The organism is Thalassospira sp. MCCC 1A02491 (assembly GCF_001613785.1).
Classification (GTDB): domain Bacteria; phylum Pseudomonadota; class Alphaproteobacteria; order Rhodospirillales; family Thalassospiraceae; genus Thalassospira; species Thalassospira povalilytica.
On record NZ_LPVX01000028.1, the window covers coordinates 77,199 to 93,699 of the forward strand.

Consider the following 16,501-nt stretch of genomic DNA (forward strand, 5'->3'; position numbering starts at 1 on the left):
GAATTCGGATATGCTAGAAGATGGCACAGTCATCCGACCTTCCGTCCTGCCTAGTGCTACTCTTACGCGGAATAACAATTCAATCATATCTCGGGATAATTGCGCATAGAATTTATACGATTTTGCGCCGCCTCAGAGGCACAGAGCTGATCAGGATGCCAGAAATGATCGCCGCAGCTCCAAAAACAAGACTGCTCCCGATTGCTTCACCAAGAACAATTGCCGATACCAGAATACCTGTAACAGGCACTCCCAACATTGCCGTGGACATGGTGCTGGCGGCCAAACGCGTACTCGCCAAGTTTACGGCACAAAAGCAAAAAGCAGTCGCCAAAGGCCCCACGAAGAACAAGGCAAGCCACAGCGTATTACTGCCGTCTCCCGAATATCGCCCTTCAAACATCAAGGCGACAAACAATAAGGCGGTGCCAGCCAAAAGCATCTGCCAAGGTGCCAGATGATATGGGGAGGTGTGACTTCTGAAGTATCTCAGATGAATAATACATACTGCCCAGCACAAGGCTCCGGCCAGGAGCATCATGTTGGCATGCAGGACTGCTGAATTTGACCAGTCAATCGCAGCAGGACTCATGAGAACGATGACTCCCAGCGCACCAAGCAGCAGTGAAGCAAGCTTTCGCGTGGTGATTCTTTCGCCAAAAACAAAGAAGGAAATAGGTGCTACCCAGACAGCCGTTGTATAGCTCAGCATTGCAGAGCGCCCCGCACTCAGTTGGGTCATTGCAATCGCACCGAGCGCCGTAAACAACATCATTTGCAGCAAGCCTACGGAAAGCAGGAAGGGCAGATCAGCTGCTCGTGGCACACGAACATCCCCTTTGGCCAGTTGATAGACCAACAAACAAAGACCACCAGTCAGAAAACGCAAACTGGAAAACCAAAGCGGCGTTATATGTTCCAGTCCGGTTTTCATCACGGGCCAATTCGCCCCCCAGATCAGGATCGCGAGAACAAGACCAAAGAGGCCCGTATAAGACATTGTACTGTTGGTTTTTTGCTGCGGAAATGGTGTGTCACAAGATGCTGCATTTGAGATTTGGGACATGACTGGCTTGTGTCCTGACGCATTGGAATTTTGGGTAAAACCGGAAGCAGCCGGTTGCTTTATGCGTGTGCTCGCTGCAATTGATCGTCCAATGCGCTCACTTTCGCATTTCCCAAATACATCGCGGAAAGCGCCTTAAGCGCGGAATGCCCGATCTTGTCCTTTGCGGCATTACGGACAACTAATGTTGCCTGATCTGAACCGCCCAACAGACCTTGTGGCTCCTCAAGTGCGCGGATCTTGTATCGGTTGTGAAGGTATTGTGGGTGCCAGAGCGGAATGACAAGCCATCGTTGAGCTGCATAGAACTGCTCAAACCTGTCGAAACAATCGGCTTCCGAGCCCGCATTAAAGCGGTAACCAAATTGGCGCAGGCCATAGCTATCAATCATCTTTTCTGAAAAACGGCTGATCCCGGCTCCCGGATTGATCCCCTGGATGAGCTTATCCATTCTGTCGAGAGATGCAGGTTTCTTGAGATCATCTACCGAGCGAACTTCAAGCTCACTGACATAGTCCGGCACACCCCATATGCAGTATGGCTCATACAGCACCGTGAGTTTGGTAACCTTGTCTGCAATTGGACGAAGATATAAATCATGACTTGCCGGTAACCATGCCGACACAAGCAGATCTATCTCGTCATTTTTCAACAATTCAAACATGTCTTCATGAGGGGCAGCCCGTCGCTGAACCTCAAAGCCATGCCTTTTGAGAACTTTCTCCACTTCAAGGCAGCTGGCCTTGTGAAACGACAAATCGATGTGCCCGACGGTCAATGACTTGGCCATGCGGCTTCCTTTCTCACCACCAAAGGCGATCCTGACAAGTTGGAATCCTGCGAGAGAAAACAGTGCCGAAACCCAAAAGAACGTCGGACAGGAACAGTCTTCTCTCTGAATTGAAATCTAGAACCCGGGGTTCGGGAATTGCTCCGTTCAGCTAACGAGCGCGCCACCGTCAATATCAATCACGGCCCCGGTAACCGAATCACAGTCGATTACAAACAGATACCCTTTGGCAACGTCCTTTGGTGATGCGACACGGCCGACCGGCAGCGCTTTCGCTGCACTTGCAAACATTTGTTCGCGATCACTTGCTGCCATTCCGCTATAGGCTTCGGTGTCTGTCAGACCGGGGCTAACGATATTGACCCGAACAGGCGCAAGTTCCCGTGCCAGGATTTTCACACCTGCTTCCAATGCGGCATTCATCGTCGTCTTAACAAACGTGCCCGGAACCGTTTTGCGTGCCAGAAATCCAGAAGTCAAAGTAAGGGTCCCACCGGAGCGGATGTATTTAGCAGCTGTCTGCGCCACCCGTACCACCCCCCAGAACTTTACGTCAAAAGCTGCTTTGGCAGCGTCAATGTCCAGCCCTGTAACCATACCCGCTGGCGCCTGTGAGCCCGCGGTAAAAATCACATGATCAACCTCACCATTGGCAAGAAACCACTCCTCGATGCTTTCCGCACTTGCAACGTCTATACCATTCGACCTGCCAAGAGAAAAAACATCGCCTCCCCGGTGCGAGAGTGCAGAGGCGATGGCCTTGCCGATGCCCGTGCTGCCGCCAAAAATAACAGTCCGCATTGAATCACTCATGTCTTCCTCATATTCCCGAAACGATCGAAGTGAATTCGGCAATGATTGATCGAGTGTTCAAACGTGCAAACAGCCAACACTGAATGACCCGCATTCATTTTTGAATGCGGGTCATATCTGCACGTTATATTGCCAGTCCGTCAGACGTCGGAAACCTGGCAGATCAGGGAGGGAACCTTATATGCCAGCTGCGGTACGGGTCGCGCGGCGAATGGTTTGCGGGGGTTGACCAAATGCTCGCAGGAACGCCCTTCGCATGCGGTCACGATCTGAAAATCCAGTTTGACGTGCCACCTCATCGATTGAATGATTGGTGTCTTCCATCAAGCTGCGTGCAACCTCCAACCTGAGATTTTCAATTGCTTTCGCAGGAGATTGTCCGGTTTCGGTACGAAAGGCACGGCTGAACTGTCTTGGGCTCAGATTTGCAACACCGGCCAGTTCTTCAACGTCAAGACGGCTTTCCAGATTGCGCCGCGCATAAGTGAGCACTTTCTGGATGCGGTCTGACTTTGGTTCCAGCTCCAGCAACGTAGAATGCTGTGTCTGTCCTCCGGCACGGCGATGATAAATGACCAGCTTCTTGGCAATCAGGCGCGCAAGATCTGCTCCGAAATCTTCCTCGATAAGCGCAAGCGCCAAATCTATCCCTGCCGTCATTCCAGCAGACGTCCAGATTGGCCCATCCTTGATAAATATCAGGTCTTCCTCGACTTTGATCTTGGGATAATTCTCTTTCATTTGCTGTGCATATGCCCAGTGGGTCGTAGCACGTCGGCCGTCAAGCAGACCGGCCGCCGCAAGCACGAATGCGCCGGTACAAATTGAAGCAATCCTGCGACTAAAGCGAGGTGCCGTCTTAAGAAAATCGACAACTTCGGTGCCTGGTGGCTGCATACTGCCGCTGACAATTAACAAATCGAAGTATCGATCGGATACAGATTCAGTATCTATCGAAAACCCTATTGACCCTTTTACCGGTCCGCCATTCGCGGACAGAATTGACACGTCATAAAGCTTTTCTTCCGATTGCGCATTGGCCAGTTCGAACGCAGTGAGGGCCGCAAGTCCCATCGGTGAAAAATCACTGTGCAGAATAAACCCCAAACTGAGCATCGCATCCTCCGATGACATAAAAAGACGTAAAATAGATAAAACGGACAAACTATGTCCTAAAACGACGTTAATATGACATTCAAGACATCGAAAATCAAGCTTATCGTCATCCTCATCGAAACCAACTTCGCAGAGGAATTTGAAATGTCTGACTCATCCGCCGCAGGAACTGCACTGATTACCGGAGCATCGGCAGGTATTGGTGCGATTTACGCTGACCGTTTGGCTAAGCGTGGTTATGACCTTGTTTTGGTTGCTCGTAACGAAGACCGCCTTAATGCAATTGCAAAAAGCATTTCTGAGGAAACCGGCCGTTACGTTCACGTTCTGCCTGCAGACCTGAGCAAAAAATCCGACACAGCACATGTTGAGCACATTCTGAAGACAGACAGCAGCATCTCCGTACTCGTCAATAATGCAGGGTTCGGATCGGTAGCCCCCCTTCTGTCGGCCGACATCAACCGCATGGAGGAAATGATTGGCCTGAATGTCACGGCACTTACACGACTGACATATGCTGCTGCTCCGGCATTTGCTTCGCGCAATGAAGGGACAATTATCAACATCTCTTCAATTGTTGCGATTGGCCCTGAGATTCTCAACGGCGTATACGGTGCGACGAAAGCCTATGTACTGGCTTTGACGCAGTCCCTGCATCACGAACTCGCCGATAAAGGCGTCCGCGTACAAGCTGTTCTTCCAGGTGCAACGGCGACAGAATTCTGGGAAATCTCCGGTATGCATCACTCAAATATGCCTGACGAAATGGTCATGCGTGCGGATGTGATGGTCGATGCAGCCCTGGCCGGACTTGACCAAGGCGAAGTCGTAACAATTCCCCCGCTGCAAAGTGGCATTGACTGGGACAATTTCGAGGCGTCTCGCAAGAGCCTCTCCCAAAAGTTTGCCCATAGCACTCCGGGTGCTCGTTACCGCGAAAAAGCACTGACCCCGGCAATTTGACCCCAGGTCAATCAGGATAATCACGCAATACCGGCTTTACAGCGCAAGTCGGGCACAAACTCCGAAGGAATAAGCAAATGCATATGACCGACAACACGATTTTCATCACTGGCGGAACATCCGGTATCGGGCGCGGACTGGCAGAGGCGTTTCACAAATTGGGCAACAAGGTAATCATCGCAGGTCGGCGTAAAGGTCTTTTAGACGAAATCACCAAAGCCAACCCGGGCATGGATGCTCTCGAACTCGATATCAACGATATTGCCAGTATCGATGCTGCTGCCAAGCAATTGATCAACAAGTATCCGAACCTGAATGTGCTCATCAACAATGCCGGTATCATGCCATTTGATGATGTATCTGGACCAGTTGATGACACGGTTTCCCAACAGATTCTGACGACAAATGTACTCGGCCCTGTGCGAATGACCTCAGCACTAGTCAAACATCTGAAAACGCAGCAGCGCGCAACAATCATCAATAACAGCTCAGTACTCGCTTTCGTGCCGTTGGCAGGAAATGCGGTTTACTCGGCTTCAAAGGCTGCAATCCACTCATACTCGATGTCGCTGCGCTTCATGCTCAGAGATACATCGGTGAGTGTACAAGAAATTGCACCGCCCTGGGTGAACACCGATCTGATCAAGAAAAGTGACGATCCGCGCGCAATGGATATTACAAGCTTCATCGAACAAACAATGCTGGGACTGGCGACAGAAACACCAGAAGTGGTGGTCGAGGCCGCAGCAGCCTTCCGCGCCAACGTCGGACCGGATGAGCATGAGTTCGTGCATAATTTCAATGCTGCACTCATTGCCGAACCGATCCCTGTCTGATGTTCCAGTTCCGGGTTGGCTTTGTCGGCCAATCCGGACTTTTTAGTTGGATACGCCCCATGACACATCAATCTGTTTGCACATCAGAATCACTTGCCCCCGCAAATTCAAGCTCTGCAAGCGTCTCAAATCTTTCCGAAAAGAAAAGGCGATCCGCCACCCTCCAGGAATTGATGCCGATACTCTGCATGGCATTGGGAACATTCGCGATCGGCACAGAAGGCTTCATGATCGCTCCGCTGTTACCCAAAATGGCTGTCGACTTTGGCCATTCCGTTTCGACGGTTGCCCAGTTGGTTACGGTATTTACAATCACACTTGCCCTTAGCTCACCCGTCATGACGGTGCTGACAGCAAACCTGAACCGCCGGAATGTTTTGCTCTGGTCAATGGCACTCTTCACTGCCGGTAATATCTTTGCGTGGCTTTCCAGCGATTATTCGAGCCTGATGATCGCAAGAATATTGCTTGCAATCGCATCCGGGCTTTATGTGCCCAACGCGAACGCATTGGCTGGCGCAATCGCCGGCCCCGAGAAACGAGGACAGGCACTGGCAATCGTCAGTGGCGGGATGACAATTGCGATTGCGCTCGGCCTGCCGCTCGGTTCACTGATCGGACATGCTCTTGGATGGCGAGCAACATTTTTTGCCGTCGGCGGAATGTCCCTGATTGCTGCTGCGGGGATATATGCGGGCGTCAATAAGGATGCAGGTCGCGAGATTCGCGTTGCGGGCCTTGCCGAAAGAGTGAAAGTTGCAACGTCGCCCGCAGTTCTGAAACCGCTGCTCGTCACTGCATTCTGGGCAATGGGGGCATATACTGCTTACCCCTTTATCGCGCCATATCTCTCACAAACTCTGAATTTTGCAGAAACCGGTATTGGTGCAACGGTCAGCCTTTGGGGAGCCTCTGCTGCAGTGGGTGTCCTGATCGGTGGTAAACTGACAGATCGCATCGGTTATCCACGCGTCATTGTACCATCGTTGCTTTTACTCGCCCTGGCATTTGCCATAATGGCATTTAGCGCCCTTGCCCTTACACCAGACATCGCATTCATTCCTGTTCTGGCCGCGATTTCGTTGTGGGGTATTACGGTTTGGTCGTTTTTCCCTGCGCAAATGGCAAATCTGATCAATGCCGGCGGACCACAAACAGCCTCTGTGACGCTTTCATTGAACACGTCGGTGATGTATGCGGGCTTCTCGCTTGGGAGTGCAATGGGCTCGATTGTCATTGCCGCTGGAAACAGCTGGCAAATCGGGGCAGTCGCAGCCATATCGGAAATAGTGGCACTAGCAATATTCCTCGGAACCAGACGCGCCAGTTAAACTTGCACGCAGCCTGCGCATCAAAGGCCTTACTCCACCGGAGTAAGGCCTTTTTCCATATCGGTCTTGCTGACTTCTTTTTGATCCGCACAGCCATAAACATGATCCGCCCGGACATTCTCCCGATGCACTTCGTCAGATATCTTTTCTCCATCAAACGATTAAACACCCGAAATCTGGAGAAATATTATGCATATGCACAACTGGAACGAATATCGTGGTCAAGTGTTGTCTGGCGTCGGAGAAGTAGCCAAACTGAGCCCGGACACCGTGAAAGGATATGCCACCATTGGCGGCGCCGGCGCCAAAACAGGTCACCTTGACGCCAAAACACGAGAACTCATTGCCTTGGCCGTTGCGATCAGCCTGCGGTGTGACGGATGTATTACGGTTCATAGCGCCGAAGCTGCCAAACTCGGCGTTTCCAAAGAAGAAATCGCCGAAGCATTAAGCGTCGCGATCAGCGTCAATGCTGGTGCTGCACTGGTTTACACAACACGCACTCTTGACGCATTCGATGCGATTACTGAAACGCAGGACTGACGAAAAACCGTTTTCGTTCGTAAGGGCCGGTCATTCTGGAATGACCGGCCCTTCGGTTTATACGGAAAGATCAGGCTTTGGATGAAAATTCGCGCCATTGGCCGGGACGAACACCGAACTCCCGAAAAAACGCCCGACTGAATGCGGCTTCGGACTGGTAGCCGACATCCTCGGCAATCTGGCCCAGTGAAGTACTTCCAGATGACAGCTTTTGACGTGCAATGCCGAGCCTGAGCCGCATCAGGAAACCAAGCGGCGCTATGTTGCCAGCTCTGGAAAACGCACGAACAAGAGAGGCTCTTGACGTCACAGAGACAGCCGCCAGTTCGTCAAGCGACCACGGATGGGCTGGATTGTGCAACATAGCAATCACCGCCTTGCGGGTCTGATTGTTGGCAAGGAGAGAAAAAACGCCTTCAGCAACTGGATGTCTTTCAAAATGATCGCGCAAAACCATGGTGAAAAGTGCCGATGCAAAATTGGCCGCAACGATTGACCAGCCCGGGCGCTCCTCCTGAATTTCTGTCGCGATATTGGAGACAATCCATTCGTGCCGACACCCCGTGTCCAGTGCAATTGTTTTTGAAATAACAACTTCGGGCAATAGCCGGACAAGAAAATCACTTGCCCCGGTGCTGTAAAAAAGCCGTCCGCAAACAAGTTTCGTTGTTACGTCACTGCCCTCGATTGTTTTGATGCGGATATCTTGGCGGACATCTGTAATGACGGTGCTGTTGCTTGTGTCAGTGCCGCTACCCAGGGAATGTTCAGATCCATGCGGCAGCAAAACAATATCGCCTTTCGATAAGGCAATTGGATCGCAGTTCCGGCGTTCAAGAAAGCAATTTCCTGCCAATACCAAGTGGAAATACGCGCACCCTTCCAAATCATGTTCGTGAAATGCACGCCAGTCTCCGCCAAAAAGACAGTAATCATCCAGGACGGGACAAACCCGAAGGAATTCCGAGAGTTCACGAAAGATATCGGCATCGACCACAATTTTTACTCTTTTGATGAAACAGAGCCAGAACCCTATATCTATTGATTGCGTTCATGCCCTGCGAGCAGATCAACAAATGCCCGTATTTCGTCGGACCTTGTTTGCGGATCGGTATTTGCAAAATTGTCCTTAAGCATAAGTCCTGCGAAGTATGACCAAACAATTTCACTCAATGTCTTGGGCGAAACAAAAGTCGATACATTCTGAAGGTTTGGTTCGATCAAAGACTGGTAAGCTTTTACCTGCTCTGCGATCAGCGACACCACTGAACCGGGCAATTCGGCAAGATCACGAACAGAGTTCACGAAGAAGCATCCGCGCGCATCTTCCGAAAACCACTGAGCAACGTTCAAAAAGCGCTCGATATTGCTAAGGCCCAACGGCTCTGCAAGCAGGATTTCGCGCGCAGGCCCAGAACTTACGTATCGTTTAAGCGCCTCTTTGAACAATTCTTCCTTGCTTGAGAATTCTGCGTAAAGGCTGGACCGGTTTAATCCTGTGGCCTGTTCAAGTTGGCTGAGACTTGCGCCCGCAAGGCCGTACATCCAAAAAACCGGAATAGCTTTATCTAACACGTTGGTACGATTGAACTGCTTTGGACGTGCCACAATAATGTCCTCACTGCTTTTTTTCGCGCCTGATACGGAAGCGTATACTCCGCGAAAACATCTCGAAAAACAACCTTTAAAAAACTGATCAGTTCAAAATGATCTTGACAAAAAAGGTTCCGATGCATTTATTTTGAACCGAACAGTTCAAAATAAATGCCGCCTCCTAGCCACGGACAAACAGATGGACAGGCTCGTCACAAAATATCGCATATGGATCACGGCAGCTGTGGTCGCACACACGCTTTGGACCAGTGCAGCACCGGCAATGGTCTATCCGATCTACATTGATCAATGGAATCTGAGTTATACGCAGACGATGCTGGTTTTCGGGACCTACCCGATTGTCGTCGGTGTTTTGCTGTTACTGAGTAATTTCGCACTGCAACGCTTCTCAAGAGAACAGCTCGTCAGCATTGGCTTAGGTGCATCGACCCTTGGTGTTTTCCTGTTTGCGATTGGAGACAGCCTTGCCTGGCTACTCGTTGGTCGTGTTTTCATGGGTGTCGGCGTTGGTTTGTCTGCAGGTTACTCTGCGGCCGAACTGATCGAGTTGTCCCCCAACAAACAACGCGCTGGCACAATCACGATCGCAGCACAATCAGTCGGGTTTTCTGCATCCTTTATTGCTGGTGGCGCCTTTGTGGAGTTCACCGCTCAGCCCGCGCATTACCCATTTGTTTTCTTGTTCATCGTCCTGCTTGCAGTTTTTTCCTTGTATATCCTCACGACGAACAGCCCCCCTCAATACCCTCAAGCAAAATCAGGCCAGGATGAGTCGAACATAAGCAAGCCATTGCTCGCATTGCTGATCCTTACTGTAACAACGGCTTATATGCACGGCGTCACCTACACAGCACTTGGTGCCACTGTCGCCAAACAGTTGCTTGCGTCAACCAACAGCTTACTGAACGGTTTCGTTCTTGGCTTCTTTGCCATTTCCATTGGTGCGGGTGCATTTTTCGCAAGAAAATTTGACGGCTTTCCCGCCATCCGAATTGGCGCAGTTTTTTCGATTTTCGGAATGGCTCTTCTTGTGGCTGCGGCAAATCAGCAAAGCATTTTTCTTTATGGCGCCTCCAGTTTTTCATCTGGAATTGGCTATGCGCTAAAATTTTCCGGATCAATATCTATAATAAATCTTAAATCAACAGAAAAAAATAACTCAAAGACAATCAACACAATTCTTGTATTTGCCTATCTATTCACCGGATTTGCATCAATTGCGGTCGGAAAAATATCCGAATACTTCGATGTCTCCTCTGCAATCTACTTCATCACGTTATCTGTATCGATAATGTCACTCTTAGTTATTTACATATCATTCAAACATTCAATTTCCTCAACTACGAACAATCCACACGGAGACTAAAATGACTCTAAAGGTGTACCCCATTACGATCGGCGAACTGACGATGGATGCCAGCGGACTGGTACTTTTCCGCAACCCGGGCACCAAAGTAACCATTCCGTTCCTGGGATTTCTGATCCTGGGTGGAGAAGCCCCCGTCCTCGTCGACACGGGCCCTCGCAACATGGAGCAGTTTCAACCATTTAACATGCATGGAATCCTCGAAGACTCCATGACGATCGACTATCACCTAAGCCAGCACGGACTAAAGCGTTCCGACATCAAATATATTGTTCATACCCATGCGCATATTGATCACGTCGGCGGTGATGACCTATTTCCCATGACAACGACGGTAGCACTAGCGCGACGCGAACTTGAATTTGCTGCGTCCGGCCTTATGGGGCCGGCTATGTACGCGGCGGCGGATACAAAGCACCTGATTGACCGGCTTTATACCCCCGGCGCCATCCGCTTGTTTGACGTGGACGGAAGCTTCGAAGAAGAAGTTATTCCCGGCGTAGCTGTGCGTCTTTCCGGGGGGCATACACCTGGATCAATTTCGGTTCTCGTCGAGACAGAGGAAGGTATGGTCAATATTGCGGGCGACATTGCCTATAATCTTCAGGATCAACTTATCTCGCCGCTACTTGATCAGGCTCTGCTTGAACCAACCATCACCGGGAACAGGGCCATGACAACGCTACAGGAAAAAACCGCGATTAAAAAAGCGCTTTCAGACAGCAAATTCCTCTTGGTTGGCCATGATGTTCCCGCCCTCATCCAAGGCGGCAAGGTAATCGGTCTCTACCCTACTGCGATCGACAACCGCCATGCCGACGTTACCAAGGCTGAAAACTACACACTCTTGGACCAGTAGAAACGCCCAAATCAAGGGCCGGTCACACAATCAATTTGATCGGTCCCCTTTTTGGTCCGACCTCTGCAACCCGGACAAATTTCCAGTCTCCCAGAGCACATCAAATTGTATCACACCTCGAATCATCACAACAATTCGAGTGGCTACTCTTCACAATGGCTTCAAACGGGAAACAAGCGGCAATGGAGCAGTGAATACGCGTTGTAGTCACTGCTCCATAGTAGGCCCGGAGGGACTTGAACCCCCAACCAGACCGTTATGAGCGGTCGGCTCTAACCAATTGAGCTACGGGCCCCCAAGACAAGATGTGTCAGGGTAAAGAAAAGACCGCACCGGATTACCGGTGCGGTCCCGAAAACTAGCGATTTTCGGGCCAAGGTCAAGCCCGAACGTCGCCTGTAATCCTATTAATAATCGAGGAACGACCGCAGCTTGCGCGAGCGCGACGGATGTTTGAGCTTGCGCAGTGCTTTTGCCTCGATCTGACGGATACGTTCACGGGTAACAGAGAACTGCTGACCAACTTCCTCAAGGGTGTGGTCGGTATTCATGCCGATCCCGAAACGCATACGCAGAACACGTTCTTCACGCGGGGTGAGCGATGCCAGAACGCGCGTGGTGGTTTCACGCAGGTTGGCCTGGATCGCTGCATCAAGTGGCTGAACGGCGTTCTTGTCTTCGATGAAATCGCCAAGATGGCTGTCTTCCTCGTCCCCGATCGGGGTTTCGAGCGAGATCGGCTCCTTGGCGATTTTCAGAACCTTGCGAACCTTTTCAAGCGGCATCTGAAGTTTTTCTGCCAGCTCTTCCGGGGTCGGTTCACGACCGATTTCATGCAGCATCTGGCGCGAGGTACGTACCAGCTTGTTGATGGTTTCGATCATGTGAACCGGAATACGGATCGTACGGGCCTGGTCCGCGATCGAGCGGGTAATGGCCTGACGGATCCACCAGGTCGCATAGGTCGAGAATTTGTAACCGCGACGGTATTCGAATTTGTCCACTGCCTTCATCAGGCCGATATTGCCTTCCTGAATAAGGTCAAGGAACTGAAGACCGCGGTTGGTATATTTCTTGGCGATCGAAATCACGAGACGCAGGTTGGCCTCGATCATTTCCTTTTTCGCACGACCGGCTTCGCGTTCGCCCTTGTTTACAACACCGTAAACACGGCGGAACTCGGAAATCGGAAGACCGACCTCGGCCGAAACACCACCGATATCTTCGCGCAGCTTGGCGATTTCTTCGGGATAGCGTTCGATAAAGGTTTTCCAGCCTTTGCCCGGCAAACCGGCAACGCGTTCCATCCAGTTCGGGTCAAGTTCATTGCCCTGATACTGTTTGACGAAGTCCGGACGCTTGATCTTGCAGCGATCGGCAAAGCGCAGAAGCTTGCCCTCAAGCCCCAGAAGACGGTTGTTAAGGCCGGTCAAATGGTCAAGAAGCTCTTCGATGCGGAAATTGTTCAGGTGAACATCTTCCATCAGCTCGACCATCTCGTTCTTGAGCTTGGTATAGCGCTTCTCGGTCGCCGCCGGAACGGTTTCACCCTTGTTCAGCGCCACCAGACGCTGTTCCTGCGCCTTGTGCAGCTTCTCATAGGTCTTGGCGATCAGTTCGAATTTCTCGAGAACCTGCTCGGTCAGTTCCTCTTCCATCTTGGAAAGCGAAACATTGACCTGCTCGTTCTCGTCTTCGTCCTCATCATCGCCTTCGCCGCCTTCTTCACCTTCGGAGTCTTCGGACTCATCGTCCTCTTCCTCTTCGGCTTCCTCGCCACCGATCGCATCGGGGGTTTCGGTTTCGGCGTCTTCGTCCTCATCATCATTGGCAGAGTCAAAGCTTTCGACATCTGCCTCTGCATCAACGTCTTCGTCCTCGCCTTCCTCGGCACCGATTTCGGCATCCGGGCCACCGCCATAGGTGGTTTCAAGGTCAATGACATCACGGAGCAAAAGCTCACCAGCCTGAAGCTGATCATGCCAGTTCACGATGGCACGAATGGTCAGCGGGGATTCGCAAATCCCGCCAATCATCATGTCACGGCCGGCCTCGATACGCTTGGCAATGGCGATTTCGCCTTCACGCGACAGCAGTTCGACACTGCCCATCTCGCGCAGATACATACGTACCGGGTCATCGGTACGGCCAACATCATCGGCAGAAATATTGCCACTCGGATCGTTGTCGGAATCGTCGTTGTCGTCATCATTGTCATCGGCCTCATCACCATCGATGACATTGATGCCCATCTCGTTGAGATTGCTCATCACGTCTTCGATCTGCTCAGAGGAGAAATGTTCTGACGGCAGTGCCGCGTTCAACTCATCGACAGAGATGTGGCCTTTCTCCTTGCCCTTGGCAATGAGCTTTTTGATGGCCGCTTTGTATGTATCGAGAAGAGGTCCGTCTGCGTTTTCAGAAGAGTTCTTTTTCTCTTCAGCGTTCGAAGTCTTAGACGACATCTATTCCCCGTTTCCCGCTGGGTACGTTCGTACCGTTGTTGTCCCACGCACTGTCTTTTCAGCGCAAATCACAAATAGCCCGATCGCCGATCCTGAATGCAAGGCACCCAAAGATCAGTCGTCGAGCTTAAACACTTTTTCCCGGCGACGGGCGAGATCCTCACGCCTGTGAGAAAACCTCTCCCATTCTTCCTGACTGATATCTGCTGCCAACTGTCGGACGGCGTATTTTGCCTCTTCGTCCTCCAGGGAGCTTACAGCCATGGAAAAAACCTGTTTCCAACCCGTTCTGGCCCGTTCCAGCGGCGTTTCGGGCTTGGCGAAAGCAGCGTGCGCGATTACATCCGCACTAACCACCCGCAAAACTGTCTCTGACAGCCCGTCGCGCTCCAAATGAGCCCGGATTGAATCGGAATCAAGTCCAGGATCGTCATCAAGCAGCTTTAAGACGGCCCGACGAAGATTGTCAAGCGCGGAGTCTGCACAACTATAGATTCCAAGCTGTTCACCGATCTCATCATGCAGGGCAGGATGATTGATCAGCGTCAGCAAAAGAATGGAGTCCTGTAGATCGCGCTTCTTCTGCATTGGCGGTCGCGACATGCCCGGTACGGCTTTTCCGGCCGGACCCCAGAAATGGTCATTTTTTCCGCGTTTGCCACCCCGTGCCGGCTTTTTATTTTGATAACCGCCGCCAGATGCCCCGCGACCGGCCGCGTTACCGCCGCGATCGCCCTTGAACAATTTCCAGATGCGATCATTGAACATCGACTTGTACTGGCTGCGCACTGCCTCGTCGGCAATCACCGAAATCCGCTGATTGATATCGGCCTCAAGGGCGGCCCGCCGTTCCGGGGTATCGATCTTGTGCGTCCCCACATCCATGCGCCAGACCAGCTCGGCCAGTGGCACGGCCTGTTCAATGATCTTTTTGAAATTCTCAAACCCGCCCGGCGCGCCCATCAGACTGTCGGGGTCTTCGCCCTCGGGCAGGATGGAAAACAGCAATGACTTGCCCGGCCGCAGGATCGGAAGTGCCCGTTCCGCCGCCCGCACAGCTGCACGTTTGCCCGCCGCATCCCCGTCCAGACACAGGATCGGCTCGTTGGTCATTTTCCAAAGCTCGCCAATCTGTTCTTCGGTAACCGCAGTGCCAAGTGGCGCCACCGCCCCGCGGAACCCGGCCCGGTGCAGGGCAATGACATCCATATAGCCCTCGGTCACAATGATCGGTGCATCGTGACGGGCGGCTTCGCGCGCCTGGGGCAGGCCATAAAGAAGGCGCCCCTTGTGAAACAGCGGCGTATCCGGACTGTTAAGGTATTTCGGCTTGGCATCGCCCATCACGCGGCCGCCAAACGCCACCACCCGCCCGCGCCGGTCAAGGATCGGGAACATCACCCGCCCACGGAACCGGTCATAGCTTTGCCGGCCGCTATCTTCGGGTTCGATCAGAAGCCCGGCCTCGATCATCAGCTTTTCGTCGATATCTTCGCGTTTGAGTGCCGCCTTCAGCGCGCCGCGATTGTCGGGCGCAAATCCCAGGCGGAATTCGGCAATGGTTTTGTCATCAAGGCCGCGACGATGAAAATAATCCAGCCCTTCCTTGCCTTCGGGCATGCGCAACATGCGTTCAAAAAACACACAAGCCGCTTCCATCACCTCGTAAAGGGTTTTGGCCTTCTGTTCGCGTTCCTGGGCTTCGCGTGACGGTTTGGGGACATCCATGCCGACCTGATTGGCCAGCACCTCGACCGCCTCGACAAAGGTCAGCCCGCGGGTATTCATCACAAAACTGATGACGTCCCCATGCGCCCCACAGCCAAAGCAGTGATAGAAGCCCTTTTGCTCATTGACCGTAAAGGACGGGGATTTTTCGGAATGGAATGGGCACAGCCCGGAATATTCCCGGCCGCGTTTGATCAGCTTCACCGATGAACCGACAATATCTGCCAGTCCGACCCGTGCCCGCAGGTCGTCCAGAAACGACTGGGGAAAGCTCATGATGTCCCGATCCCGTGATGATGCTGTTGCGCAAATGCGCAACCCTGTTGTTGGTCCTTGTCCCGGCGCGGCATTATCAATTCGTCTGTGCGAAGTGCCGGCTCTGGGACGACGAAAGCCGGACGATTTTACACGCCCGGCTTTCTAAATAAAGATAGGTCTTCCGGGACTAGCCCAAAAGTTTTTTGGCAACACCACCGGCTTTGCCGAAATCCATGGTGCCGCTGTATTTTTCGCGAAGGGCCGCCATCGTGCGCCCCATATCCTTAAGACAGGTCGCACCGATTTCGCTTACCGTACCGCGAACAGCTTCTTCGATTTCCTCATCGGAAAGCTGTGCTGGCAGGAATTTCTCGATCACCGCGATTTCTGCGGCTTCCTGTTCGGCAAGCTCGGGACGGTTGCCCTTGGTATACATCTCGATGCTTTCGCGACGCTGTTTCACCATCGCCTGAAGCAGATTGATGATTTCGTCATCCGAAATGCCATCGGTGTTGCCTTCGCCCCGTGCGGCGATATCGCGTTCTTTCAGTGCTGCCAGAATAAGGCGCACGGTGGTAACGGAGCAGGCATCCTTGGCAAGGACAGCCTTTTTCAAAGCGTCATTAAGCTGCGATCGCAGCATGGCTCATCTCTGATTCTGTGGAAGAAAGGAGCGAACATACCGCATTACAGCATAAGACGCAAAGAAAACCTTCCCCCGCAAACCGTTGATTTTCCTTGGGAAATAAAAG

Annotated in this window: 15 protein-coding genes and 1 tRNA gene; 6 read left to right on the forward strand and 10 right to left on the reverse strand. The window is 52.0% G+C overall.

The features are described 5' to 3' along the window. Nucleotides 1–112: 112 nt before the first annotated feature. The 4 genes from AUQ42_RS09385 to AUQ42_RS09400 form a co-directional block, all read right to left on the reverse strand. A complete protein-coding gene (locus AUQ42_RS09385) occupies nucleotides 113–1,066 on the reverse strand; it encodes a DMT family transporter (RefSeq protein WP_197460827.1) in 954 nt (317 codons plus the stop codon). A 59-nt stretch (nucleotides 1,067–1,125) separates the two neighbouring features. Further along, a complete protein-coding gene (locus AUQ42_RS09390) occupies nucleotides 1,126–1,857 on the reverse strand; it encodes a glycine betaine ABC transporter substrate-binding protein (protein ID WP_068518827.1) in 732 nt (243 codons plus the stop codon). Between the two features lie 147 nt (nucleotides 1,858–2,004). Then, nucleotides 2,005–2,670: an SDR family oxidoreductase gene (locus tag AUQ42_RS09395; RefSeq protein ID WP_068518828.1), complete on the reverse strand. Its 666-nt coding sequence runs from the start codon at nucleotides 2,668–2,670 to the stop codon at nucleotides 2,005–2,007. A gap of 177 nt (nucleotides 2,671–2,847) precedes the next feature. Next, nucleotides 2,848–3,834, reverse strand: coding sequence for a GlxA family transcriptional regulator (locus AUQ42_RS09400; RefSeq protein ID WP_231856727.1), 987 nt, complete (start codon nucleotides 3,832–3,834; stop codon nucleotides 2,848–2,850). A 24-nt stretch (nucleotides 3,835–3,858) separates the two neighbouring features. On the opposite strand from AUQ42_RS09400, the gene AUQ42_RS09405 reads away from it, so the two are divergent. From AUQ42_RS09405 to AUQ42_RS09420, 4 genes are all read left to right on the forward strand, one after another. Further along, nucleotides 3,859–4,749, forward strand: a complete 891-nt coding sequence (locus tag AUQ42_RS09405; RefSeq protein WP_231856728.1) for an SDR family oxidoreductase — start codon at nucleotides 3,859–3,861, stop codon at nucleotides 4,747–4,749. An 83-nt stretch (nucleotides 4,750–4,832) separates the two neighbouring features. Continuing rightward, complete coding sequence (locus tag AUQ42_RS09410) at nucleotides 4,833–5,585, forward strand: SDR family oxidoreductase (RefSeq protein ID WP_231856729.1); 753 nt, start codon at nucleotides 4,833–4,835, stop codon at nucleotides 5,583–5,585. A 59-nt stretch (nucleotides 5,586–5,644) separates the two neighbouring features. Next, the gene (locus tag AUQ42_RS09415; protein WP_197460828.1) at nucleotides 5,645–6,916 is read left to right on the forward strand and encodes an MFS transporter; all 1,272 of its coding nucleotides are present in this window, start codon (nucleotides 5,645–5,647) and stop codon (nucleotides 6,914–6,916) included. A gap of 195 nt (nucleotides 6,917–7,111) precedes the next feature. Then, nucleotides 7,112–7,459, forward strand: a complete 348-nt coding sequence (locus AUQ42_RS09420; protein ID WP_068518882.1) for a carboxymuconolactone decarboxylase family protein — start codon at nucleotides 7,112–7,114, stop codon at nucleotides 7,457–7,459. A 70-nt stretch (nucleotides 7,460–7,529) separates the two neighbouring features. Here the strand turns inward: AUQ42_RS09420 and AUQ42_RS09425 are convergent, their stop codons facing one another. Together AUQ42_RS09425 and AUQ42_RS09430 are read right to left on the reverse strand one after the other, a co-directional pair. Beyond that, entirely contained in the window at nucleotides 7,530–8,456 is a 927-nt protein-coding gene (locus tag AUQ42_RS09425; protein WP_068518831.1) for an AraC family transcriptional regulator, read from the reverse strand. Nucleotides 8,457–8,497: 41 nt separating this feature from the next. Continuing rightward, a complete protein-coding gene (locus AUQ42_RS09430) occupies nucleotides 8,498–9,067 on the reverse strand; it encodes a TetR/AcrR family transcriptional regulator (protein WP_156480866.1) in 570 nt (189 codons plus the stop codon). 184 nt (nucleotides 9,068–9,251) lie between these two features. On the opposite strand from AUQ42_RS09430, the gene AUQ42_RS09435 reads away from it, so the two are divergent. Next, nucleotides 9,252–10,439: an MFS transporter gene (locus AUQ42_RS09435; protein ID WP_068518833.1), complete on the forward strand. Its 1,188-nt coding sequence runs from the start codon at nucleotides 9,252–9,254 to the stop codon at nucleotides 10,437–10,439. A 1-nt stretch (nucleotide 10,440) separates the two neighbouring features. Continuing rightward, entirely contained in the window at nucleotides 10,441–11,298 is an 858-nt protein-coding gene (locus AUQ42_RS09440) for an N-acyl homoserine lactonase family protein (RefSeq protein WP_068518834.1), read from the forward strand. Between the two features lie 221 nt (nucleotides 11,299–11,519). On the opposite strand, the gene AUQ42_RS09445 is transcribed toward AUQ42_RS09440, so the two are convergent. The 4 genes from AUQ42_RS09445 to AUQ42_RS09460 all read right to left on the reverse strand — a co-directional run bounded on the left by AUQ42_RS09445 (nucleotide 11,520) and on the right by AUQ42_RS09460 (nucleotide 16,392). Continuing rightward, nucleotides 11,520–11,593 (reverse strand) — tRNA-Ile (locus AUQ42_RS09445). Nucleotides 11,594–11,705: 112 nt separating this feature from the next. Further along, nucleotides 11,706–13,763, reverse strand: coding sequence for an RNA polymerase sigma factor RpoD (gene rpoD, locus AUQ42_RS09450; RefSeq protein ID WP_068518835.1), 2,058 nt, complete (start codon nucleotides 13,761–13,763; stop codon nucleotides 11,706–11,708). A gap of 114 nt (nucleotides 13,764–13,877) precedes the next feature. Further along, nucleotides 13,878–15,767 (reverse strand): DNA primase, encoded by a 1,890-nt coding sequence (gene dnaG, locus AUQ42_RS09455; RefSeq protein WP_068518836.1) that lies wholly within the window; start codon nucleotides 15,765–15,767, stop codon nucleotides 13,878–13,880. Nucleotides 15,768–15,936: 169 nt separating this feature from the next. Further along, nucleotides 15,937–16,392 (reverse strand): GatB/YqeY domain-containing protein, encoded by a 456-nt coding sequence (locus AUQ42_RS09460; protein ID WP_068518837.1) that lies wholly within the window; start codon nucleotides 16,390–16,392, stop codon nucleotides 15,937–15,939. Nucleotides 16,393–16,501 lie beyond the last annotated feature (109 nt).

Bases quoted from the DNA above. Each gene is read 5' to 3' on its own strand.
- AUQ42_RS09385 (WP_197460827.1), bottom strand. From the start codon at position 1,066: ATGTCCCAAATCTCAAATGCAGCATCTTGTGACACACCATTTCCGCAG.
- AUQ42_RS09460 (WP_068518837.1), bottom strand. From the start codon at position 16,392: ATGCTGCGATCGCAGCTTAATGACGCTTTGAAAAAGGCTGTCCTTGCC.
- AUQ42_RS09435 (WP_068518833.1), top strand. From the start codon at position 9,252: ATGGACAGGCTCGTCACAAAATATCGCATATGGATCACGGCAGCTGTG.
- AUQ42_RS09415 (WP_197460828.1), top strand. From the start codon at position 5,645: ATGACACATCAATCTGTTTGCACATCAGAATCACTTGCCCCCGCAAAT.
- rpoD (WP_068518835.1), bottom strand. From the start codon at position 13,763: ATGTCGTCTAAGACTTCGAACGCTGAAGAGAAAAAGAACTCTTCTGAA.
- dnaG (WP_068518836.1), bottom strand. From the start codon at position 15,767: ATGAGCTTTCCCCAGTCGTTTCTGGACGACCTGCGGGCACGGGTCGGA.
- AUQ42_RS09410 (WP_231856729.1), top strand. From the start codon at position 4,833: ATGACCGACAACACGATTTTCATCACTGGCGGAACATCCGGTATCGGG.
- AUQ42_RS09440 (WP_068518834.1), top strand. From the start codon at position 10,441: ATGACTCTAAAGGTGTACCCCATTACGATCGGCGAACTGACGATGGAT.
- AUQ42_RS09395 (WP_068518828.1), bottom strand. From the start codon at position 2,670: ATGAGTGATTCAATGCGGACTGTTATTTTTGGCGGCAGCACGGGCATC.
- AUQ42_RS09390 (WP_068518827.1), bottom strand. From the start codon at position 1,857: ATGGCCAAGTCATTGACCGTCGGGCACATCGATTTGTCGTTTCACAAG.
- AUQ42_RS09420 (WP_068518882.1), top strand. From the start codon at position 7,112: ATGCACAACTGGAACGAATATCGTGGTCAAGTGTTGTCTGGCGTCGGA.
- AUQ42_RS09405 (WP_231856728.1), top strand. From the start codon at position 3,859: ATGACATTCAAGACATCGAAAATCAAGCTTATCGTCATCCTCATCGAA.